This window comes from Streptomyces sp. NPDC053493 (assembly GCF_044544825.1).
Classification (GTDB): Bacteria; Actinomycetota; Actinomycetes; order Streptomycetales; family Streptomycetaceae; genus Streptomyces.
On record NZ_JBITXS010000002.1, the window covers coordinates 682,923 to 702,305 of the forward strand.

The following is a 19,383-nucleotide window of genomic DNA, read 5'->3' on the forward strand; positions in this document are numbered from 1 at the left end:
CATGGGACGGGTCACCGAGCGACGGCGTGTCGTGCGCATCAGGGGCGGGGCGGTGACCTCGCGTCCGGACACGCTCGTGGCGGAGGAACCGCTGGAGATCCGGCTGAACGGCCGGCCGATCGCGATCACCATGCGCACGCCCGGCGACGACTTCGCGCTCGCCGCCGGTTTCCTGGTCAGCGAGGGCGTGCTCGCCGCCGCGTCGGACGTGCGGAACATCGTGTACTGCGCGGGTGCGACGGCGGACGGCGCCAACACCTACAACGTGGTGGACGTCCAGCTGGCGCCCGGCGTGACCGTCCCCGACATCAGTCTGGAGCGGAACGTCTACACCACCTCGTCGTGCGGCCTGTGCGGCAAAGCGAGCCTGGACGCGGTCCGCACCACGGCCCGCTTCCCGATCGCCGACACTCCCCCGCTGCGGCTGACTCCGGAATTCCTCGCGGCGCTGCCGGACCGGCTGCGGGCGGCGCAGCGGGTCTTCGACCGGACCGGCGGGCTGCACGCGGCGGCGCTGTTCTCGGAGGACGGCGAGCTGCTCGACGTACGGGAGGACGTGGGCCGGCACAACGCCGTGGACAAGCTGGTGGGGCGGGCGCTGCGGGAGGGTCTGCTGCCGCTGGCGCGGGCGGTGCTGCTGGTGTCGGGCCGGGCCTCGTTCGAGCTGGCGCAGAAGGCGGTGATGGCGGGCGTGCCGGTGCTCGCGGCGGTGTCGGCGCCGTCCTCGCTGGCGGTGGACCTGGCCCTGGAGTCGGGGCTGACGCTGGTCGGTTTCCTGCGCGGGGACGACATGAACGTGTACGCGGGCGAGCACCGGCTCGTACTGGAGGCGGCCCGCTAGGACGCGGCCTCGGCGCCGGTCGCGGTGGCGGTGGGGGTCTCGGTGTCCCGGGTGGCGGGCCGGAGGATCAGGGCCGCTACGGTGCCGGCGACCGTGCCCCAGACCAGGGCGGCGGGAACGCCGTGCCCGAGGTTGCCGGAGACGTGGACCAGGCCCCAGCGCGGGCCCGCCCCGTCGGTGGCCATGCGCAGCAGCTGGCTCACGAGCAGCCCGAGCACCGTCGCGCAGACCGCGCCGGCCGCCATCGCCGGGACGGTGATCCGGGTGAGCAGTCCGGGCAGCAGCCGCAGCGCCCACCAGACGACGAGGAGCACGAGCGCGTCGACGAGACGCTGCAGGAGCCAGCCGCCGCCGGGCGCGCCGCCGGGGCCGGTCCAGCCGCCGAGCAGCAGCAACTGGCGCAGCAGGTCGCCCGGTTCGGCGAGCGGGCCGCCGTCCGGCGAGAAGGCCTGGATGGCGCCGGCGACCGACTCGTACGAGAGGACCACCAGGGACAGCGCGACGACCGCGGTGCCTGCGGTGGCGGCCAGCCGGGCGCGGCGGGCCGGGACGTCCGGGCGCGGGACCGGGCCGGCGCCCTTGGCGGTGACGCGGCCGAGGGCCACGGTGACCGCCGCCGCGAGCAGCGCGGTCGGCGTGAGGATCTGCCGCCCGGCGGCCATGACGCCCGCGAGCTGGGGCAGGAAGCGGTAACTGCCGTGCCCCTGGGCGGCGATGAGCCACGGCGCGGAGACGGTCACGGCGAGGGTCCCGGCCACCAGGCCCCACGTCCACAGCGCGAGCAGCGCGGCCGGCGTCCGGCCGCCGCCGCGCACCGGCGGCAGCCGGCGGAGCAGGAGGAGCGCGCCGGGCACGAAGAAGACGAAGACGGCGGCGAACCTGATCTGCATCCCGGTGGAGTGCAGCGAGAGGTACCGCTCGGCGTCGGGGCCTCCGGGTCCGTATCCGTCCGGCGCCGGCGGGTCGTACGACCAGGGCGCGAGCCAGTACTGGAGTTCGGCGACCATCCGGCCGCCGAGCGCGTCGCCGCTGCCCGGCAGGCGCAGCGCCTGTCCGCTGGCCCCGGCCCACCACAGCAGCGCGGTGAGCAGCAGTCCGCCGGCCACCGCCGGTATCGCCGCACGTCGGTATGTCATGTGTCCCCCGTTGTCATGGCGTTCGGCCGGCGCCGTCCGTCGTCGACCCGGGCCGGTCGGCCGGTGCGTCGACGGAGACACCTTAGGTGCGGGGCGGGTCGATCATCTGGAGTTCGAGGGTGGCGGGAGGCGGGGCGATGCCGGGGCCGCCGGCCTCGGTCCAGGCGAGGACCTCGTCGAGGCAGTCGGCGTCGGCGCTCCAGCCGATCCAGGCGGCCCGGCCGCCCTTGCGGCGGCCTTCGGTGGACGGCTGGACCACGAGCACGTTGGCCTGGGCGCAGGGTCCGAGGCAGTCGCTGGTACGGACGACGAGCCGGCCGCCCGAGGCCGCGGCGGCCTCGGTGAGCCGGGTCAGCTGTCCGGCGTGGTCCATGCCGGGGTTCTTGCGGGCGTCGCCGCAGCAGCAGCCGCGGCACACGACGAGGGAGCAGGGGCGGGCCCCGTACCGTATCGGCACGCGGGTCACTCGGCGCCGCCCAGGGTGATGGCGTCGGCCGGGGCGACGGTGCCGAGGCGCGGGAAGTCCAGCTGGACGGAGGCGCGGTGCTCGTCGGCGGTGAGGGCGGTCATGGCGTCCTCGGCGAAGACGAGGTCGTAGCCGAGGTCGGCGGCGGCCCGGGCGGTGGACTCGACGCCGAGGTTGGTGGCGATGCCGCCGAGGACGAGCGTGGAGACGCCGTGGCCGGCGAGGAGTTCGTGGAGTCCGGTGTCCTGGAATCCGCCGATCGTGCGCTTGACGACGACGTCGTCGCCGTCGTGGACGAGCCCGGCGACGAGTTCGCTGCCGGGCGGCTGGGTCTCGATGCCCGGCCGTTCGACCCGGATGTGGACGACGGGCGCGCCGGCGGCGCGGAAGGTGTCGGCGAGGCGGCCGGCGGCGGTGAGGACGTCGCTGCCGGGACGGGGTGCGAGGGGCAGCGCGACGATGCGTTCCATCAGGTCGACGAGGACGAGCGCGGTGCGGCCGGGATCGAGTGCGGGCATGGGAGCACCGTATCGGCCCGGATGATCACCGCGGGCGGGCCGGGGATGTGATCCCGCCAACGGAGCCGGCGGTCCGGTGGGGCCGGTGTGGCCCGAGGATCCGGCGGGGTCCGTGGATCCGGCGGGATCGCCGGGACCGACCGCGTCGGCCGGGGCGGCCGGCTCGGTCGGGTCTGCCTAGTTGGCCGGGTCGGTCGGGTTTGCCGGGCCTGCCGAGTTGGCCGGGTCGGTCGGGTCTGCCGGGCCTGCCGAGGTGGCCGGGGCGGCCGGGGCGGCCGGGCCTGCCGGGCCTGCCGAGTTGGCCGGGGCGGCCGGGCCTGCCGGGTCTGCCGAGTTGACCGGCGCGGCCGGGCCTGCCGGGTCCGCCGGGTCGAAGGCGATACGGCGGAGCATCGCGAGGAACGGGGCGCGCTCGGCGGGTTCGAGGGGCGCGAGGAGCTCCTCGTTGGCCAGGTCCGTCAGCCGGCGGCAGCGGTCGAGGAGGCGCAGGCCCTCGGGAGTGGCGGTGATGGCGTTCTTGCGCCGGTCGGCCGGGTCCGGGGCGCGGCTGACGCAGCCCTCGGCCTGAAGGTCGTTGAGGACGCCGACCATGTCCTTCGGGTCGATGGCGAGGCTGCGGCCGAGTTCGGCCTGGGCGACGGGCCCGCGTTCGGCGACGGCGGCGAGCACGGCGTGGTGCCACATCCGCATGCCCTCCTCGGCGAGGGCGGCGGCGACGAGCCCACGGCCGCGGACGGCGGCGCGGCCGAGCAGCCAGCTCGGCAGGTCGGCGAGGGCGCGGGGCGCGGGCGGGGTGTGGGCGGCCATGGCCGGAAGTCTACGACGGATCCCGAAAAACCATTGGGCTTCCCCACGATCTTCTAGTTATCGTTGGAGAACCCCATGAATGTCGGCTGTCGGAGGTGTCACCCATGCGTCGTGTCCGCCACACGGTCAACGGCGGTCCCGAGGTCCTCTTCGTCGAGGACGCGCCCGTCCCCGAGCCCGGCCCCGGCGAACTCCTCGTCCGCGTCGAGGCGATCGGCGTGAGCCTGCCGGGCGTGCGCCGGGTGCGCGGCGGAACCGGGCCGCAGCCGCTGGGCGGCGAGCTGGCCGGTGTCGTCGAGGCTCTCGGCCCCGAGGCCGCGGGCGCGGGCTTCGCGGTCGGCGACCGGATCACCGGCCTCTGCTTCGGTCACGGCTACGCGGAACGGGCCCTGGTGCACACCGCGACGGCCTCCCGCGTGCCCGACGGCGCGAGCGCCGTGGACGCCGTCGCGCTGGTCCGCAGCGGACTGGTGGCACGCGGGGCCCTGGACGCGGCGGGTCTGCGGCCGGGTGAGTCGGTCCTGGTCACGGCCGCCGCGAGCGGCGTGGGCCAGCTCGCCGTGCCGCTCGCGAAGCTGCTCGGCGCGGGCCGGGTCGTGGCGGCGGCCGGCTCGCCGGACAAGGCCGCGTTCCTGCGCGGGCTCGGCGCTGACGAGGTCGTCCGCTACGGCGAGGAGTCCTGGGGCGAGCCCGTCGACGTGGTCCTGGACGCCGTCGGCGGCGAGCTGCTCCCGCGCGCGGTGGCCGCGCTCGCCCCGGGCGGGCGGCTCGTCGCGTACAGCTCGGGCGGCGGCACGGTCGAGGCGTACGAGCTGCTGGCCGGCGCCAAGTCGGTCATCGGTTTCCAGATGGCCCACCTGGTGCGGACGCGGCCCGAGGACTACGCGGCCTGGCGCGACGAGCTCTGGGCGCTGCACGCGGCCGGCCGGCTGCGGCCCGCCGTCCACGCCCGCGTGCCGCTGGCGCGGGCCGCCGAGGCCCACGCGATCATCGAGCGCCGAGAGAACCTGGGCAAGGTCGTGCTGATCCCGTGACGGCTCCACGTACTCACGCCTCACCGCCTGACGGCCGGCGCCGCCCCCCAGGATCCGTGGCGGACCGGCTCAGCGGCCCGCCCGGCCTCCGGCGAGCTCGTCGGCGCCGGTCTCCGCGTCCTCCGCCCCCTCGACAGCGGCCGCGCCCCTCATGTCGGCGCCCCCGATAACCGCGCCCTCCGCCGGCGCCTCCACCCGTTCCGGCGTCTCCACCCTCTCCGCCGTCTCCGCCCCCGCCGCCTCCGGGTCGCGGGCCCGGCGGCGGGCGATCACCGCGCAGACCATGAGCTGCATCTGGTGGAAGAGCATCAGGGGCAGCACGGCGAGCGAGGCGTGCGCGCCGAAGAGCACGCTCGCCATCGGAAGTCCGGCCGCCAGGCTCTTCTTGGAGCCGGCGAACTGGATGGCGACGCGGTCCTCCCGGCCGAACCCGAGCCGCTTCGCCCCGTACCAGGTCAGCGCCAGCATCAGCGCGAGCAGCAGCGCCTCCACGGCGAGCAGGAGTCCCAGCCGGGCCGGCGTGACCAGCTGCCAGACGCCCTGGGTCATGCCCGCGCTGAAGGCGGTGTAGACGACGAGCAGGATCGAGCCGCGGTCGACGTAGCCGAGCACCTTCTTGTGCCGCACCAGGAAGCCGCCGACCCAGCGGCGGGTGAGCTGACCGGCCAGGAAGGGCACGAGGAGCTGGAGCACGATCTTGACGAGTGAGTCGGCGGACAGGCCGCCCGCGCTGTTGCCGAGCAGCAGCGCGGCGAGCAGCGGGGTGAGGACGATGCCGGCGAGGGAGGAGAAGGAGCCGGCGCAGATCGCGGCGGGCACGTTGCCGCGGGCGATCGAGGTGAAGGCGATCGAGGACTGGATGGTCGACGGCACCAGGCAGAGGAAGAGCAGACCGTGGTAGAGGTCGGGCGTGATGACCGTCGGCACCAGGCCCCGCGCCGCCAGCCCGAGCAGCGGGAAGAGCAGGAAGGTGCAGGCCAGGACGGTGAGGTGGAGCCGCCAGTGCCGCAGGCCGTCCATCGCCTCGCGGGTGGAGAGCCGTGCCCCGTAGAGGAAGAAGAGCAGCGCGACCGCGGCCGTGGAGGCGCCGTTCGCGACCGTCGACGCCGTCCCGGAGGCCGGCAGCAGCGCGGCGAGGCCGACGGTGCCGAGCAGCGCGAGGATGTACGGGTCGATCGGCAGCCAGGAGGGCAGCAGGGGCCTGCGGGGCGGACGGGAACTCATGCGTCCATCCTGCTGGACACCGGTGCGATCGGGAATCCCGCACAGCGCACTGACTGTCATCACGAATCGCGATAACGTCGAGGTCATGAGGGCCGGCCTGTACGAACCGAACCAGCTGCGCACCTTCCTCGCGGTCGCCCAGACGCTGAGCTTCACGCAGGCCGCCCGGCGTCTGGGAGTGCGCCAGTCGACCGTGAGCCAGCACGTGCGGCGCCTGGAGGAGGCGACGGGCCGGCCGCTGTTCGTCCGGGACACGCACGGTGTGGAGCTGACCGAGGACGGCGAGGCGATGCTCGGCTTCGCCCGGACGATCCTCGCGGCGCACGAGCGGGCGGCCGCCTTCTTCACCGGGACCCGGCTGCGCGGGCGGCTGCGCTTCGGCGCCTCCGAGGACTTCGTGACGACCCGGCTGCCGGAGATCCTGGAGGCCTTCCGGCGCGAGCACCCGGAGGTCGACCTGGAGCTCACGGTCGAGCTGTCCGGGACGCTCCAGGACCGTCTGGAGGCGGGCCGGCTCGATCTCATCCTGGCCAAGCGGCGGGGCGGCGGGCCGGAGGAGTCGGCGGGCGACGGCGAGCTGGTGTGGCAGGACGTCCTCGTCTGGATCGGCGCGCCGCGGCTGCGGCTCGATCCGGACCGTCCGGTGCCGTTGATCGTGTTCCCGCCGCCGGGCATCACCCGGCTTCGCGCCCTGGAGGCGCTCCGGGCGCAGGGCCGGCCGTGGCGGATCGCCTGCACGAGCACCAGCCTGAGCGCCAACGTGGCGGCGGCACGCGCCGGGCTCGGGGTGATGGCGCACACCCGCGGTCTGGTGCCGCCGGGCCTGGTGGAGCTGCCGGCCCGGGCGGGGCTGCCGGAACTCGGCGCGGTCGACTTCGTCCTGCGCAAGGGACGGCGGCCCGGGGCGACCGAGGAGGCGGCGAACGCGCTGGCCGCGGCGATCCTCGCGGGCGGTGACCGGCTGCACCGGCCCCGCTGACGCGGCGCCCCGGTGATCGCTCCGTACAGATTCCGTGGAGATTCCGGCCATGGCCACTTACCGACGGTTCGGCAACGGCGCCCACGACGCTGTCACTTGCCTGCTTTCTCTGCTCTGACCTGTGCATATGCCCAAGGTCCCGGCTTGGTGAAGGCCCTCCCGCCGGAATGCGCGGTGGGGTAGGTTCACCCGCGCCGTACGGAGCGCGACATCGAGCGGGCGAGGGAGCAGGTCAGTGCGCGAGTTCACCGTGCCGCCCGTCGAGGCGGCGCCTCAGGTCGGCGGTCTGGCGGACGCCGTGTTCGACCGCGCCGCGCGGGAACCGGAGCGGGTCGCCCTCGGCCGCAAGGACGCCGACGGACAGTGGCGGGACGTGACGTCCGCCGAGTTCCGCGACCAGGTGCTGGCGCTGGCGAAGGGCCTGATCGCACAGGGCGTGCGCTTCGGCGACCGGGTGGCGGTGATGTCGCGCACCCGTTACGAGTGGACGCTGTTCGACTTCGCGCTGTGGTCCCTGGGCGCCCAGCCGGTGCCGGTCTATCCGACCTCCTCCGCCGAGCAGGTCTTCTGGATGCTGCACGACGCCGAGGTGACGGCGTGCGTGGTGGAGCACGAGGACCACGCGATGACGATCGGTTCGGTGATCGACCGCCTGCCGCGGCTGCAGCGGCTGTGGCAGCTCGACGCGGGCGCGGTCGCCGAGCTGACGGCGGCGGGCGCGGACATCGACGAGGACGTGGTACACCGGCACCGGCGGGCGGTCACGCCCGAGTCGGTGGCGACGGTGATCTACACCTCGGGGACCACCGGCCGCCCCAAGGGCTGTGTGATCACCCACGCGAACTTCATGTTCGAGACGGACATGCTGATCGGCCGCTGGGAGCCGGTCTTCCATTCCAAGCCGGGCGACCAGGCCGCCACGCTGCTCTTCCTGCCGCTGGCGCACGTCTTCGGGCGGATGGTGGAGGTGGCGGCGATCCGGGGCGGGGTGAAGCTGGGGCACCAGCCGGTGCTCGCCGCCACCCAGCTGCTGCCGGACCTGCGGTCCTTCCGTCCGACGTTCGTGCTCGCCGTGCCGTACATCTTCGAGAAGATCTTCCAGGCCGCACGGCGGCGGGCCGAGTCGGAGGGGAAGCGGGGCCTCGACAAGGCCGTGGACGTGGCGGTCAAGTACGCGGAGGCGCTGGAGCACAAGGCCTTCGGCATCGGCCCGGGGCCGTCGGCGGCGCTGCGGATGCAGCACCAGTTCTTCGAGAAGACGGTGTACGGGAAGGTCCGCGAGGCCCTCGGCGGCCGGGTGCGGCACGCCATGTCGGGCGGGTCGGGCATGGACCGGCGGCTCGGGCTCTTCTTCGAGGGCGCGGGCGTCACGGTCTTCGAGGGTTACGGCCTGACGGAGTCCACCGCGGCGGCGACGGCCAACCCGCCGGAGCGCACCAAGTACGGGACGGTCGGCCAGCCGGTGCCGGGGACGACGGTGCACATCGCGGAGGACGGCGAGGTGTGGCTGCACGGCGCCCATGTCTTCTCCGGCTATCTGAACAACCCGCGGGCGACGGCCGCGGTGCTGAACGACGGCTGGCTGGCGACCGGCGACCTGGGCGCGCTCGACGAGGACGGCTATCTGACGATCACCGGGCGGAAGAAGGAGATCCTGGTGACGTCGGGCGGCAAGAGCGTGGCGCCGGCCGGCCTCGAGGAGCGGGTGCGGTCGCATCCGCTGGTGGCGCAGTGCATCGTGGTCGGCAACGACCGGCCGTACGTCGCCGCCCTGGTGACCTTGGACCACGAGGCGGTGGAGCACTGGCTCGCGATGCAGAACCGGCCGCCGCTGCCGCCGGCCGAGCTGGTGCGCGACGCCGCGCTGGAGACGGAGATCCGGCGGGCGGTCGTGACGGCGAACACGACGGTCTCGCAGGCGGAGTCGATCCGGACCTTCCGCATCCTGGCGCATCCGTTCAGCGAGGAGCACGGGCTGCTGACGCCGTCGCTGAAGCTGAAGCGGAAGGCGATCGAGCAGGCGTACGCGGCGGAGGTCGAGGCGCTGTACCGCTGAACGGCGGTCTCGAGGGCTGCGCGGTGCCAGGTGCGGGCCGATCCCCGGGTGCGGGCCGCCTCCCTGGGGACGCCGGGGACCACCTCGGGGACGACCTCGGAGAGGGCGGAATGCGAGCGGGACGGTGATCGTTGACCCTGGGAGGAGTAATCGACGACCGACGACGTAAGGAAAGACCGCTCGTGAGCACGGACAACAAGGTCCCCTTCCTCACCCTCAACAACGGCGTGCGGATGCCGCAGCTCGGTTTCGGCGTCTGGCAGGTGCCGGACGACGAGGCCGAGTCGGCCGTGACCACGGCCCTGGAGGCGGGCTACCGCTCCATCGACACCGCCGCCATCTACGAGAACGAGACCGGCACGGGCAAGGCCGTCGCCGCCTCGGGGCTCCCGCGTGAGGAGCTGTTCGTCACCACCAAGCTGTGGAACAGCGAGCAGGGTTACGACTCCACGCTGCGCGCCTTCGACGAGTCGCTGGCCAAGCTGGGCCTGGACTACGTCGACCTGTACCTGATCCACTGGCCGGTCCCGGCGAAGGACGCCTACGTCGACACCTACCGCGCCTTCGAGAAGATCCTGGCCGACGGCCGCGCCAAGGCCATCGGCGTGTCGAACTTCCTGCCCGAGCACCTGGAGCGGCTGATCGGCGAGACCTCGGTCGTGCCCGCCGTCAACCAGATCGAGCTGCACCCGCAGCTCCAGCAGGCCGCCTCGCGCGACGCGCACGCCCGGCACGGCATCGCGACCGAGGCCTGGTCGCCGCTCGGCCAGGGCCGGGGCCTGCTGGACGTGCCGGCGATCGTGGCCATCGCCCAGAAGCACGGCCGCACCCCGGCCCAGGTGGTGCTGCGCTGGCACCTCCAGACGGGCAACGTGGTGATCCCGAAGTCGGTGACGCCTTCCCGTATCCGGGAGAACATCGCCGTCTTCGACTTCGAGCTGGACGCCGAGGACCTGGCGGGCATCGCCGCGCTCGACGAGGGCCGCCGTCTGGGCCCGGACCCGGCCGAGTTCAACGTGGGCGCCTGAGCCGCGCCGTCCGGTCCTGCTCTTCCGGCCCAGCCTTCCAGCCCGGTTCCGCCGCGCGCGGGGCCGGGCCGGATGCGCTGTGCCGCCCGGCCGGGCTCAGCCGGCCTTGCGTGCCGTGTGGACGGTACGGGCGGACAGCACGAACACGTCGGGGCGCCGGTGCAGCGACAGCGGGTCGGCCGGGTCGAGCAGCCGGTCGACGGCGGCGAGGTCGTCGTCCGCGACCCGCTCGGCGAGGCCCTCCCGCAGCCGCGCGTAGTGCGCCACGACCTGCGCGCGGACGGCGTCCGGCAGCGGCGCCGGGACGTCCGACAGGAAGCTGCGGGTGCCGCTCGGGGTGAGCCCGGCGGCAGTGAGGAGGGCGGTCCAGTCGTCGATCTCCTCCTTGGTGCCGGGCAGCGCGGCCCGCATCTCGCCGAACCAGGCGGCGTGGGCCGCGTCGATGCGGGCCTCCAGGCCGGGACGGCCGACGCCCGCGTTCCAGGGCAGGTGCCGGGCCGGCAGACCGCCCTCGGCGAGGGCGATGACGCCGCCCGGGTTCAGGGCCTCCGCGAAGGACACGAGGGCGGCGCGCTGGTCGCCGATGTGGTGCAGCGAGTTGCTGGCCCAGATCAGGTCGGCGCGTCCCAACATGCCGAAGTCGTCGGGCAGTTCGGCGCGCAGGGTGGTGACCCGGTCGCCGAGGCCGCGGGCGTCGGCGCGCTCCCGGGCGAGGTCGAGGAGTCCTTCGGCCGCGTCGACGGCGACGACCTCGGCCTGCGGGAAGGCCTCGGCCAGCAGGGCGGTGACGACGCCGGGGCCGCTGCCGATGTCCAGGACCCGGCGCACGGAGGCGGCGGGCGCGAGCGAGGCGAGCCAGGCGGCCGCCTCCGCGTAGAGCGGGCTCTGGGTCTCCGCCTGCTGGGTGAGGAGCGGCGCGAGCTCGACCCAGTCCAGCTCGCCGCCGTGACGATGCCCGTGCCCCTGGCCGGCTCCGTGACCGTGGCCCTGTCCGTGGCCGTGCCCCTGGCCGTCCCCGTGGCTCTGTCCGTCCCCGTGGCTCTGTCCGTTGCCGTGACCGTGCCGGTGTCCCTGCCCGGAACCCTGTTCGGATCCGTGGCCGGTGTGGTGCTCGCCGTTCTCGCCGCCGCCGTGCTGGTGCCCCGGCCGGCGGCCGTGATCGATAGTGCTCATGGGAACAGCGTGCGCCGCCGCTGCCGTACGCGCGAGAAAACTTGCCGAAGCGGCAAGTCATGGCCCGGGCGTCACGCGGGGGCGCGGTGCTCCTGCGGGCTCACGCCGCGGACCCGCTTGAACGCGGCGCTGAGCGCGAACGCGCTGCTGTAGCCCACCTGACGGGCCACGGTCTCCACGGTGGCGTCCGTCTGCCGCAGCAGATCGGCGGCGCGCGCGATGCGCCAGCCGGTGAGATACGCCATCGGCGGCTCCCCGACCAGGTCGGCGAAGCGGCGGGCGAGCGCCGCCCGCGAGACGCCCGTCTCGCCGGCGAGGGCCGCCACGGTCCAGGGACGGGCCGGGTCGTTCTCCAGGAGCCGCAGCGCCCGGCCGACGACGGGGTCGCCCATCGCGCGGTACCAGGCGGGCGCGGCGGCGCCGGGCCGCGAGAACCAGGCGCGGACCGCGGCGATCAGGAGCAGGTCGAGCACCCGGTCGAGGACCACGCTCTGGCCGGGCTCGTCGCGGGAGATCTCCTCCTCCAGGAACGGCATGAGCGGGCAGTTCCACACCTCGGCCGACAGGTGGAGCAGGCCGGGCAGCGCGTCGAGCAGCCGGCGGCTGACCTCGCCGGCCAGCTGGTAGGTGCCGACGAGCACGGTGGTGCCGCCGTCGGGCGCGTTGCCCCAGGTCCGTACGCCCAGGCTCATCGACTCGGCGAGCGGCTCGCCGCTGAGGGTGCTGCAGTGGCCGCCCGGGCCGATGACCGCGGTCGCCGGGGCGTCGGCGGTGTGGGCGACGGTGTACGGCTCGGGGCCGCGGGCGATCGCGAGGTCGCCGGGCCGCAGCAGGACGGGCGCGCCGGTGTCGGGCACGATCCAGGCCTCCCCGTTCGTGACGCACATCAGGCACAGGGGCGCCCTGTCCTCGATCCGCACGGACCAGGGCGGGGCCATGACCATCCGCAGGACGAAGGCGCCCTTGGCCCGGGGCCCGTCGAGGAGACCGGCGAGTGCGTCCATGGCGGCAAGCGTAGACGGACGCGTATGCGGGTGAGCCGGTGGAGCATGGGAAACGAGGGCGCCCGCGACGAGTCTTGAGCCATGACGACGAACACGGACGACACCGACACCGGCCGCACGAACTCCGGCCACACCAGCACCTGTACCGGCCGCACGCAGACCGTTCTGGTGACGGGCGCGAGCGGCAAGACCGGGCGACGGGTCGCGGCCCGGCTCACGGGGCGCGGCGCCCGGGTGCGCGCCGGCTCCCGTACCGGCACCACCCGCTTCGACTGGGAGGACGTGTCCACCTGGGGTCCGGCCCTGGACGGCGCGGACGCGGCCTACGTCACCTATTACCCCGATCTCGCGGCACCGGGCGCCGAGGAGGCCCTGCGGACCTTCGGCGAGCTGGCGGCGGCGCGCGGGGTGCGGCGGCTGACGCTGCTGTCCGGGCGCGGCGAGCCGGAGGCGGCACGCGCGGAGGAGGCGCTGCGCGCCGCCGGCGTCGAACTGACCGTGGTGCGGGCCGCGTTCTTCGCGCAGAACTTCGACGAGGGCCTGCTCGCCGAGGGCGTGGCGGCCGGGACGATCGCCTTTCCCGCGGGCCGCACGGCCGAGCCGTTCGTCGACGCCGACGACCTGGCGGACGTGGTCGTGGAGACGCTGGTCCAGGACGGGCACGCGGGTCTGGTGCACGAGCTGACGGGCCCTCGGGCGCTGACCTTCGCGGAGGTGGCGGCGGAGCTGTCACGGGCCTCCGGCCGCGAGGTCGTCTACGTGCCCATGGGCGTGGCCGAATTCGCGGGCATGCTCGGCGAGTTCGGGATGCCGGAGCCGGACGCGTCCTGGCTGGCCGGGCTGTTCGCGACGCTGCTCGACGGTCACAACACTCCGGTGACGGACGGCGTGAAGCGGGTCCTGGGACGCGAGCCGCGCGACTTCTCGGCGTACGCGCGGCGGGCCTTCGCCTCGGCGGCGGCCCCGGTTCAGGAGTAGCGCGCGGCGAGGGCGCGGACGGTTGCGGCGATCCGCTCGCGGAGGTCCTCGGGCGCGAGGACCTCCACCTCCGCGCCGAGCGCGAGCAGGCTGTCGTGGGCGTGCTCGGGTCCCTCGACGGGCAGGGTGGCCAGGATCCAGCCGTCCGCCTGCGCGACGCCGTTCTCGGCGAGCGCCCGGGCCGCGGCCCCGGTCAGCCGGGCGGCGCCGCGCGGCGAGATGCGGACGACGGCGTCGCCTTGGTGCAGCCGGGCGTGGAAGTCCCGCTGGCCGGCCCGCCAGTGGGCGGCGAGGTCGAAGTCGTCCGGGACGACGGCCTCCTCGTCGGTGACGGTGAGGGCGAGGATCTGGTCGACCCGGTAGGTGCGCGGCCCGGGCCCGGCGACCAGGTACCAGCGGCCCGCCTTCAGGACCAGGCCGTACGGCTCGAGCCGCCGGTCGACGTCGGTGGGCTCCTTCCAGCGCCGGTAGCGGACGTCGAGGACGCGCCCGGCGCGTACGGCGTCGGCGACCAGGGGCAGGAACGGCGCCTCGGTGGGCTCCGCGTACCAGCCGGGCGCGTCGATGTGGAAGCGGGTCCGCATCCGGTCGACGTGCTCGCGCAGCGGGGCCGGCAGCGCGGCCCGCAGCTTCAGCTGGGCGTCGGCGAAGTGTCCGCCGAGGCCGAGTTCGTCGGCGGCGACCGGCAGGCCGGCGAGCACGAGCGCCTCCGCCTCGCGCGCGTAGAGCCCGCCGAGCCGCGAGCGGTGCCCGGCGAGCAGCCGGTAGCCGCCGCGGTGCCCGGCGTCGCCGTAGAGCGGCACTCCGGCGGCGTGCAGCGCCTCGACGTCGCGGTAGACGGTGCGGACGGAGACCTCCAGCTCGTCGGCGAGCTCGGCGGCGGTCATCCGGCCCCGGGTCTGCAGGAGCAGCGCGATGGTCAGAAGGCGACTGGACTTCACTGACACAAGGTGTCAGTGAAGCGTTCCTACAGTCCAGCCATGGCTTTCGCGGAGAAGAACATCGTCACGCTCGGGCCGGTCGAGATCGGTGGCCGGCACGTCAAGCGCTATCACGTCACCGCCGACCCGGCGGGCATCGAGCCGGAGGTGGAGAAGGCGGCGTACGCGCTGCTCCCGGAGCTCCTTCCGGAGCCGGACGGCACGCCGCCGGCGAGCTTCGTCGTGCTGCACCGCGGCGGCGACACCGGCGCGTACCTCAACGTCTACAGCTGGGTGTGGGACAACGTGCTCCACTTCTCGGGCGCGGCGGCGGGCCAGCCGGCCCTCGACTGCCCGGACCTGGACCCGACCCGTTTCGTACGGACGGCGCCGGGCGTGCGCAACTGGATCGGCTGCGTCTGGGAGCTGGCCCCGCTCGGCCACGAACGGGACGCCTGGGCGCGGCACGTGCTGGCCCCGGACGAGCCCGATCTGCCGGGCTACCTCGCGGACGCGCTGCGCTCCGGCACGACCGGCGGCCGCGGGTGAGCACGCCCAAGCTGCGGTCATCTCTCGGTCGGCACGGGGGCGTGGGGCAGGAGGGCGTGGCGCGGTTCAGCCGCGGCCGACGGGGCGCTTGACGAAGCGGGCGAGCCGGTAGACGGGATCGGCGCGGGGGCGGTCCTGGTCCGGCAGGGCGGCCAGGGCGGCGCAGAGGGCCTCGGTGTCGGCCGGAGTGCCGGCGTACCAGGAGGCGTAGTAGCCGGAGCGCAGCTTCTCGGCCGTGCGGCGCGGTGTGCTGCCCTGGCCGTGGCCGGTGAAGCCGGTGCCGGGCGCGGGCGTCAGACCGTGGGCGGCGGCGTACGCGGTGACATCGGCGGACCGGTCGGAGCCGGCCCCGGGCGCCCGGTACGGGCGGAGCACGGCGTCGATGTCGCTGCCGACGTCGTGGGCGGCGTCCTTGTCGACGGTGGTGACGAGCACTCCGCCGGGCCGGAGCACGCGGGCGGCCTCGGCGACGATCTCGTCGGCGAACGGCACGAGGTGCAGCAGCCAGACGGCGCTGACCGCGTCGACCGCGCCGTCCGCCAGCGGCAGCCGGCGGGCGTCGGCGCGCACCACGCCGCCCGGCACCCGGCCGGCGGCGGTGCGCAGCATCGCCTGGGCGGCGTCCGCGCCGTACACGGCGAGTCCGGGCCGGGCGAGGCGTTCGGTGACGAGGCCGGTGCCGCAGGCGAGGTCGAGCAGGGTGCGGATGCCGGGCGGCAGCAGCCGCAGCACCGCGGCCGCGGCGGCGGCCGCCCGCGGCACCCCGCCGCGGGTCTCGTCGTAGCGCGCGGCCTCGGCCTCGTAGTCGAGAATCGTCCGTCCGGTGCTGTCCCCCATGCGGGGATCGTACGACGGGGCTCAGCGCGCCCCGTGTCCGGGCGCCACCGCCTCGACGCGCTCGGCGAGTTCGAAGTCCTTGTCGGTGACGCCGCCCGCCGTGTGGGTGTTCACGGCCAGGGCCACGCTGTTGTAGCCGAGCGTCAGGTCGCTGTGGTGGTTCAGCTCCTGCTGGATCTGCGCCACGTGGACCACGAGCGCGGTCGCGGCGAAGTGGTCGGCGAGTTCGTAGCGGCGGGTGATGCGGTCGCCGTCGAGTGACCAGCCGGGGAGCTCCCGCAGACGGTCCTCGATCTCCTTCTGCGACAGCGGCTGTGTGGGCACGTGGTGCTCCCTCCGGTCGGGCTGCTGATGACGGTGCGGTGCGTGGTGACGGAGCGGTCCCGGGGGGAACGTACCCGGGTCCACCTCTGGGATACCGTCTGCCCATGACAACTGTCGTGACCGACACGGGTGTGGGCCCCCTGCTGCGTGGCTGGCGCGAGCAGCGCAGGCTCAGCCAGCTGGAGCTGGCGCTGCGGGCGGACTCCTCCGCCCGGCACATCTCCTTCATCGAGACCGGGCGTTCCCGGCCGAGCGAGGAGATGATCCTGAAGCTGGCCGAGCACCTGGACGTTCCGGTGCGGGAGCGCAACGCCCTGCTGCTGGCGGCCGGTTACGCGCCGCGGTTCGGCGAGTCGACGCTCGACGAGCCGATGCTGGAGACGCTGCGCGAGGGCATCGACCGGCTGCTCCAGGGCTACGAGCCGTTCCCGGCGCTCGTCGTGGACGGCTCGTACACGGTCGTGGCGGCCAATCAGGGGATCGGGATGCTCCTGGCGGGCCTGCCGGAGCATCTGCTGACGCCGCCGCTGAACGCCATGCGGATCACGCTCCACCCGGAGGGCCTCGCACCGCGCATCCGCAACCTGCGCGAATGGCGGGGCCATCTGCTGGCCCAGATGGAGCGTCAGATCGGGCTCGCCCGCTCCGAGGCGCTGCGCGCGCTGTACGAGGAGGTGGCGGCCTATCCGCTGCCGGAGGGCACGGCGGATCCGGAGGACCGGGAGGACCCGGAGCCGTACCCGTACTTCGCGCTGCCGCTGCGGATCGAGCACGACGGGCACGTGCTGTCGTTCGTGTCGTCGATCTCGACGTTCAACACGCCGCTGGACGTGACCGTCGCCGAGCTGGCCATCGAGACGTTCCTCCCGGCCGACCCGGCGACGGCCGCCTACCTCCAGTCGCTCACGGCGTAGCGGCCCGCAGGGCCGACCACTGGAGACCGGCGAAGCCGGCGACGGTGGCGGCCTGGAGGAGGGTCCACACCGCGCCGGCGGTGGTCGGCTCCAGCCAGGCGACGAGCGCGACGACGCTGAGGACCGTCCACAGCAGGTTGGCGTCCACGACGGCCTTGACGCCGAGGACGGCCGGCTGCGGGCGGCTCGCGAGCCAGGCGACGCCGGCCGCGTACACGGTGAGGAAGAGGCCGAGTGCGACGAGCAGTCCGCGCTCCACGCCGAGGAAGCTGCCGAGCGGGCCGGAGGCGGTGAGGTAGGCGAGGCCGTTGCCGCCGGTGACGACGGCGTCGAGGGCGAGGAACCGGCGCACCATGGACCGCGGCGAGGTGGTGCGGGAGAGACCGGCGAGCAGGGCCTGGGACATGGCGGATCACCCTCCTGGAAGGCGTGTCTGAGGATTCGGGGCCGGTGCCCGGGCGGAGTGCGCCGCCCGGGTCCCGGTGATTCGAGGATGCCGGGGGCCGGGGCGGGCGTCGATGACGTCCGAGGTAATGCGGCGGGGTGGCCGGCCCGGCGAGTCGGTGTGCCGTCCGGGCGGCGGACCGGCGGCGAGGCGCGGGAGGCGTGGCGGCGGGGGCCGGGGTAGGGTGCGCGGCTGGATGGCCGAAAGCGCGTGGTGGGCAAGGGGGATGCGGTGGCTGGCAGGGAACGGTCGCGGATGGTGGCGGCCGAGGGCGATCACAAGGTGACGCCCGCCGAACTCTTCTTCGACCTGGTCTTCGTCTATGCGATCACGCAGGTCACGGCGCTCATGGCGGCGGCCCCGTCGCCTGGCCGGGTGCTCGCGGCGATGACGGTGCTGGCGCTGCTGTGGTGGTGCTGGTGCTGTTTCGCCTGGCTGGGCAATGTCGTACGGGCCGACGCCGGTGCGCTGTTCGCGGTCCTGGTCACCGTGATGACGGTGGTGTTCGTGGTGTCGCTCGTGGTGCCGGAGGTGTTCGCGGACGCGCCGGGCGGGCTTCCGGCGCCGCTGGTGTTCGTGCTCTGCTACGGAGCGGTGCGGCTGCTGCACCTGATCTCGTACTGGATCTCCAGTCCCGGCGACACGGCGCTGCACGCCACGCTGCGGCGCACCGCGCTGCTGTCGGTGGGCCCGCCGCTGGCCCTGCTGCTCGTCGGCTGCGCGTACGACGGGACGCCGAGGCTGCTGATGTGGCTGGGCGCGGTGGCGATCGACTACGGCGGGATCTACCTCACCGGCGCGTCCGGCTGGCGGGTCAACTCTCCCGGGCACTTCGCCGAGCGGCACGGTCTGATCGTCATCATCGCCCTGGGCGAGTCGATCGTCGCGATGGGCGTGGGCGTGGCGCACTTCCCGCTGACGGGCGCGGTGATCGGGGCGTGCGCGGCAGGGATACTGCTCGCGGCGGGGCTGTGGGCGCTGTACTTCCGGCGGTTCGGGGAGCCGGCCGAGCACCGGCTCGGTGCGCTGGACGGCGACGAGCGGACCCGCTTCGCGCGCGACGTGTACACGTTCCTGCACCTGCCGCTGGTCGCGGGCGTGGTGCTGTGCGCGCTCGGCATGAAGAAGGTCCTCACCCAGGTCGCCGACACCGGCCACTACGACCTGGCGGATTCCCTGCACGGCACGGTGGCCTGGGCGTTGACCGGCGGCGTCGGCGTGTTCCTGCTCGGCGCGGCGGCGATCACCCGGCGTTCGACCGGGCGGCGGCCGGTGGCGCTGCTCGTGGGCGGTGTCTGCGGTCTCGCGGCGGGCCCGCTGGTGGAGCTGGTCCCGGCGCTGGCGGCGCTGGCGCTGCTGGCCGCCGCGGTGCTCGCCCTGGTGGTGGCCCTCGGCCGACGGACGGCTTCCGGGGCCGCCGGCGCCGCCGGCCCCGAGGAGTCGCCGGCGGCGTGACGCCGGGCCAGGCGGGAGTTTCCGGAGACCCCCGAGGGGCCGGCGGGCCGGGACCGGCCCGCCGGTGGTGGCGGATTCAGGCCGCCGGGCCTTCGGGTGCGGCCGGCCGGACCGGAGGGGCGGAGGCCGTCGTCGGCACGGCGGTGGGCGGGGCGGGCGGTTCCGCCTCGCCTTCCGGTCGGGTGCGGCGCCCGGCGCCGCGGTCGCGGGCGGCCTCGGCGCGCAGCAGTGCGTGGAGCACGGCGTAGGGGTCCACGGGCATGGTGAAGCTCCTTGCGGTGGAGGGGTGATGAGGAGTGCTGGGGAGGCCGGGCCTCTCAGCACCGCATCACCGCGGACCGGGGAGCGTGACCGTGCGGGGACGGTACGGGGACGGGCGCGGCGTCGCCGGCGGGCGCCGGGCGCCTGCCGGGCGGCCGGGGCGGCGCGGGACGCCGTACCGCGCGGACGGGCGCGACCGCCTCGCTCTCGGCGGCGTCGTGGGTCTCCGCGCCGGGGTCGGCCGCCGCGGACGCCGGCCGGGTCTCGGTCTCGGCGGCCGCGATCCCGGCGCCGGCTCCCGCGCCGAGCAGCGCGGCGAGCACGAGCAGCACCGCGAGGGCGAACCGGGCGAGGGGTCTCACGGAGATCCGTTCTGCCCCGCCGCGGCCGCCGGATTCCGGCCGGGCCGCGAGAACCGCCCGGGCGGCCTACGT

The 19,383-nt window shown here is 74.8% G+C and carries 21 protein-coding genes and 1 pseudogene; 9 read left to right on the top strand and 13 right to left on the bottom strand.

The genetic code is table 11. The features are described 5' to 3' along the window. Position 1 precedes the first annotated feature (1 nt). The gene (gene fdhD / locus ACIGO8_RS08820; protein ID WP_399726064.1) at positions 2-841 is read left to right on the top strand and encodes a formate dehydrogenase accessory sulfurtransferase FdhD; all 840 of its coding nucleotides are present in this window, start codon (positions 2-4) and stop codon (positions 839-841) included. Here the strand turns inward: fdhD and ACIGO8_RS08825 are convergent. From ACIGO8_RS08825 to ACIGO8_RS08840, 4 genes and pseudogenes are all read right to left on the bottom strand, one after another. After that, positions 838-1,977, bottom strand: a complete 1,140-nt coding sequence (locus ACIGO8_RS08825) for a hypothetical protein (RefSeq protein ID WP_399726067.1) — start codon at positions 1,975-1,977, stop codon at positions 838-840. The two genes, fdhD and ACIGO8_RS08825, sit on opposite strands and share 4 nt — an antisense overlap. A gap of 82 nt (positions 1,978-2,059) precedes the next feature. After that, complete coding sequence (locus ACIGO8_RS08830) at positions 2,060-2,443, bottom strand: (2Fe-2S) ferredoxin domain-containing protein (RefSeq protein ID WP_399726070.1); 384 nt, start codon at positions 2,441-2,443, stop codon at positions 2,060-2,062. After that, positions 2,440-2,961, bottom strand: coding sequence for an isochorismatase family protein (locus ACIGO8_RS08835; protein ID WP_399726072.1), 522 nt, complete (start codon positions 2,959-2,961; stop codon positions 2,440-2,442). Before ACIGO8_RS08835 ends, ACIGO8_RS08830 begins: the two co-directional genes overlap by 4 nt. Positions 2,962-3,336: 375 nt before the next feature. After that, positions 3,337-3,768, bottom strand: a pseudogene (locus ACIGO8_RS08840) (MarR family winged helix-turn-helix transcriptional regulator); the annotation flags it as partial. Positions 3,769-3,872: 104 nt separating this feature from the next. Between ACIGO8_RS08840 and ACIGO8_RS08845 the strand changes: the two are divergent. Next, on the top strand, positions 3,873-4,802 hold the full coding sequence (locus ACIGO8_RS08845; RefSeq protein ID WP_399726075.1) for a zinc-binding alcohol dehydrogenase family protein: 930 nt from the start codon (positions 3,873-3,875) through the stop codon (positions 4,800-4,802). 69 nt (positions 4,803-4,871) lie between these two features. On the opposite strand, the gene ACIGO8_RS08850 is transcribed toward ACIGO8_RS08845, so the two are convergent. Beyond that, positions 4,872-6,026: a bile acid:sodium symporter family protein gene (locus tag ACIGO8_RS08850; protein WP_399726078.1), complete on the bottom strand. Its 1,155-nt coding sequence runs from the start codon at positions 6,024-6,026 to the stop codon at positions 4,872-4,874. Between the two features lie 85 nt (positions 6,027-6,111). Here ACIGO8_RS08850 and ACIGO8_RS08855 point away from each other — a divergent pair, with 85 nt between their 5' ends. The 3 genes from ACIGO8_RS08855 to ACIGO8_RS08865 all read left to right on the top strand — a co-directional run bounded on the left by ACIGO8_RS08855 (position 6,112) and on the right by ACIGO8_RS08865 (position 10,089). Continuing rightward, positions 6,112-7,005 (top strand): LysR substrate-binding domain-containing protein, encoded by an 894-nt coding sequence (locus ACIGO8_RS08855; RefSeq protein ID WP_399726081.1) that lies wholly within the window; start codon positions 6,112-6,114, stop codon positions 7,003-7,005. A 235-nt stretch (positions 7,006-7,240) separates the two neighbouring features. After that, on the top strand, positions 7,241-9,061 hold the full coding sequence (locus ACIGO8_RS08860; RefSeq protein WP_399726083.1) for an AMP-dependent synthetase/ligase: 1,821 nt from the start codon (positions 7,241-7,243) through the stop codon (positions 9,059-9,061). A 233-nt stretch (positions 9,062-9,294) separates the two neighbouring features. Next, positions 9,295-10,089, top strand: a complete 795-nt coding sequence (locus ACIGO8_RS08865) for an aldo/keto reductase (protein ID WP_399726807.1) — start codon at positions 9,295-9,297, stop codon at positions 10,087-10,089. 96 nt (positions 10,090-10,185) lie between these two features. On the opposite strand, the gene ACIGO8_RS08870 is transcribed toward ACIGO8_RS08865, so the two are convergent. Both ACIGO8_RS08870 and ACIGO8_RS08875 read right to left on the bottom strand, forming a co-directional pair. After that, positions 10,186-11,262, bottom strand: a complete 1,077-nt coding sequence (locus ACIGO8_RS08870) for a class I SAM-dependent methyltransferase (protein ID WP_399726085.1) — start codon at positions 11,260-11,262, stop codon at positions 10,186-10,188. A 71-nt stretch (positions 11,263-11,333) separates the two neighbouring features. Further along, positions 11,334-12,266, bottom strand: a complete 933-nt coding sequence (locus ACIGO8_RS08875) for an AraC family transcriptional regulator (RefSeq protein ID WP_399726088.1) — start codon at positions 12,264-12,266, stop codon at positions 11,334-11,336. An 81-nt stretch (positions 12,267-12,347) separates the two neighbouring features. Between ACIGO8_RS08875 and ACIGO8_RS08880 the strand changes: the two genes are divergently transcribed. Then, the gene (locus ACIGO8_RS08880; protein WP_399726091.1) at positions 12,348-13,244 is read left to right on the top strand and encodes an NmrA family NAD(P)-binding protein; all 897 of its coding nucleotides are present in this window, start codon (positions 12,348-12,350) and stop codon (positions 13,242-13,244) included. Here the strand turns inward: ACIGO8_RS08880 and ACIGO8_RS08885 are convergent. Next, positions 13,235-14,185, bottom strand: coding sequence for a helix-turn-helix transcriptional regulator (locus ACIGO8_RS08885; protein WP_399726094.1), 951 nt, complete (start codon positions 14,183-14,185; stop codon positions 13,235-13,237). The two genes, ACIGO8_RS08880 and ACIGO8_RS08885, sit on opposite strands and share 10 nt — an antisense overlap. 39 nt (positions 14,186-14,224) lie before the next feature. On the opposite strand from ACIGO8_RS08885, the gene ACIGO8_RS08890 reads away from it, so the two are divergent. Further along, on the top strand, positions 14,225-14,713 hold the full coding sequence (locus tag ACIGO8_RS08890) for a hypothetical protein (protein WP_399726097.1): 489 nt from the start codon (positions 14,225-14,227) through the stop codon (positions 14,711-14,713). A gap of 66 nt (positions 14,714-14,779) precedes the next feature. Here the strand turns inward: ACIGO8_RS08890 and ACIGO8_RS08895 are convergent, their stop codons facing one another. Together ACIGO8_RS08895 and ACIGO8_RS08900 are read right to left on the bottom strand one after the other, a co-directional pair. Further along, positions 14,780-15,526 carry a class I SAM-dependent methyltransferase gene (locus ACIGO8_RS08895; RefSeq protein ID WP_399726810.1) on the bottom strand — a complete coding sequence of 249 codons (747 nt, stop codon included), beginning with the start codon at positions 15,524-15,526 and terminating at the stop codon, positions 14,780-14,782. A gap of 45 nt (positions 15,527-15,571) precedes the next feature. Then, positions 15,572-15,874: a 4a-hydroxytetrahydrobiopterin dehydratase gene (locus ACIGO8_RS08900; protein WP_399726100.1), complete on the bottom strand. Its 303-nt coding sequence runs from the start codon at positions 15,872-15,874 to the stop codon at positions 15,572-15,574. A 104-nt stretch (positions 15,875-15,978) separates the two neighbouring features. On the opposite strand from ACIGO8_RS08900, the gene ACIGO8_RS08905 reads away from it, so the two are divergent. Then, positions 15,979-16,788 carry a helix-turn-helix domain-containing protein gene (locus tag ACIGO8_RS08905; protein ID WP_399726102.1) on the top strand — a complete coding sequence of 270 codons (810 nt, stop codon included), beginning with the start codon at positions 15,979-15,981 and terminating at the stop codon, positions 16,786-16,788. Here ACIGO8_RS08905 and ACIGO8_RS08910 read toward each other — a convergent pair. After that, positions 16,778-17,194 (bottom strand): hypothetical protein, encoded by a 417-nt coding sequence (locus ACIGO8_RS08910; protein ID WP_399726105.1) that lies wholly within the window; start codon positions 17,192-17,194, stop codon positions 16,778-16,780. The genes ACIGO8_RS08905 and ACIGO8_RS08910 overlap by 11 nt on opposite strands. Positions 17,195-17,464: 270 nt before the next feature. Between ACIGO8_RS08910 and ACIGO8_RS08915 the strand changes: the two genes are divergently transcribed. Beyond that, positions 17,465-18,688 carry a low temperature requirement protein A gene (locus ACIGO8_RS08915; protein ID WP_399726108.1) on the top strand — a complete coding sequence of 408 codons (1,224 nt, stop codon included), beginning with the start codon at positions 17,465-17,467 and terminating at the stop codon, positions 18,686-18,688. Positions 18,689-18,764: 76 nt separating this feature from the next. Here the strand turns inward: ACIGO8_RS08915 and ACIGO8_RS08920 are convergent, their stop codons facing one another. After that, positions 18,765-18,950 (bottom strand): hypothetical protein, encoded by a 186-nt coding sequence (locus ACIGO8_RS08920; RefSeq protein WP_399726111.1) that lies wholly within the window; start codon positions 18,948-18,950, stop codon positions 18,765-18,767. Between the two features lie 55 nt (positions 18,951-19,005). Further along, entirely contained in the window at positions 19,006-19,311 is a 306-nt protein-coding gene (locus ACIGO8_RS08925; RefSeq protein WP_399726114.1) for a hypothetical protein, read from the bottom strand. Positions 19,312-19,383: the final 72 nt, after the last annotated feature.

Excerpts from the sequence above, each read along its gene's own strand:
- fdhD (WP_399726064.1), top strand. The coding sequence starts at position 2 with ATGGGACGGGTCACCGAGCGACGGCGTGTCGTGCGCATCAGGGGCGGG.
- ACIGO8_RS08825 (WP_399726067.1), bottom strand. The coding sequence starts at position 1,977 with ATGACATACCGACGTGCGGCGATACCGGCGGTGGCCGGCGGACTGCTG.
- ACIGO8_RS08835 (WP_399726072.1), bottom strand. The coding sequence starts at position 2,961 with ATGCCCGCACTCGATCCCGGCCGCACCGCGCTCGTCCTCGTCGACCTG.
- ACIGO8_RS08845 (WP_399726075.1), top strand. The coding sequence starts at position 3,873 with ATGCGTCGTGTCCGCCACACGGTCAACGGCGGTCCCGAGGTCCTCTTC.
- ACIGO8_RS08850 (WP_399726078.1), bottom strand. The coding sequence starts at position 6,026 with ATGAGTTCCCGTCCGCCCCGCAGGCCCCTGCTGCCCTCCTGGCTGCCG.
- ACIGO8_RS08855 (WP_399726081.1), top strand. The coding sequence starts at position 6,112 with ATGAGGGCCGGCCTGTACGAACCGAACCAGCTGCGCACCTTCCTCGCG.
- ACIGO8_RS08865 (WP_399726807.1), top strand. The coding sequence starts at position 9,295 with ATGCCGCAGCTCGGTTTCGGCGTCTGGCAGGTGCCGGACGACGAGGCC.
- ACIGO8_RS08870 (WP_399726085.1), bottom strand. The coding sequence starts at position 11,262 with ATGAGCACTATCGATCACGGCCGCCGGCCGGGGCACCAGCACGGCGGC.
- ACIGO8_RS08875 (WP_399726088.1), bottom strand. The coding sequence starts at position 12,266 with ATGGACGCACTCGCCGGTCTCCTCGACGGGCCCCGGGCCAAGGGCGCC.
- ACIGO8_RS08880 (WP_399726091.1), top strand. The coding sequence starts at position 12,348 with ATGACGACGAACACGGACGACACCGACACCGGCCGCACGAACTCCGGC.
- ACIGO8_RS08890 (WP_399726097.1), top strand. The coding sequence starts at position 14,225 with ATGGCTTTCGCGGAGAAGAACATCGTCACGCTCGGGCCGGTCGAGATC.
- ACIGO8_RS08905 (WP_399726102.1), top strand. The coding sequence starts at position 15,979 with ATGACAACTGTCGTGACCGACACGGGTGTGGGCCCCCTGCTGCGTGGC.
- ACIGO8_RS08910 (WP_399726105.1), bottom strand. The coding sequence starts at position 17,194 with ATGTCCCAGGCCCTGCTCGCCGGTCTCTCCCGCACCACCTCGCCGCGG.
- ACIGO8_RS08920 (WP_399726111.1), bottom strand. The coding sequence starts at position 18,950 with ATGCCCGTGGACCCCTACGCCGTGCTCCACGCACTGCTGCGCGCCGAG.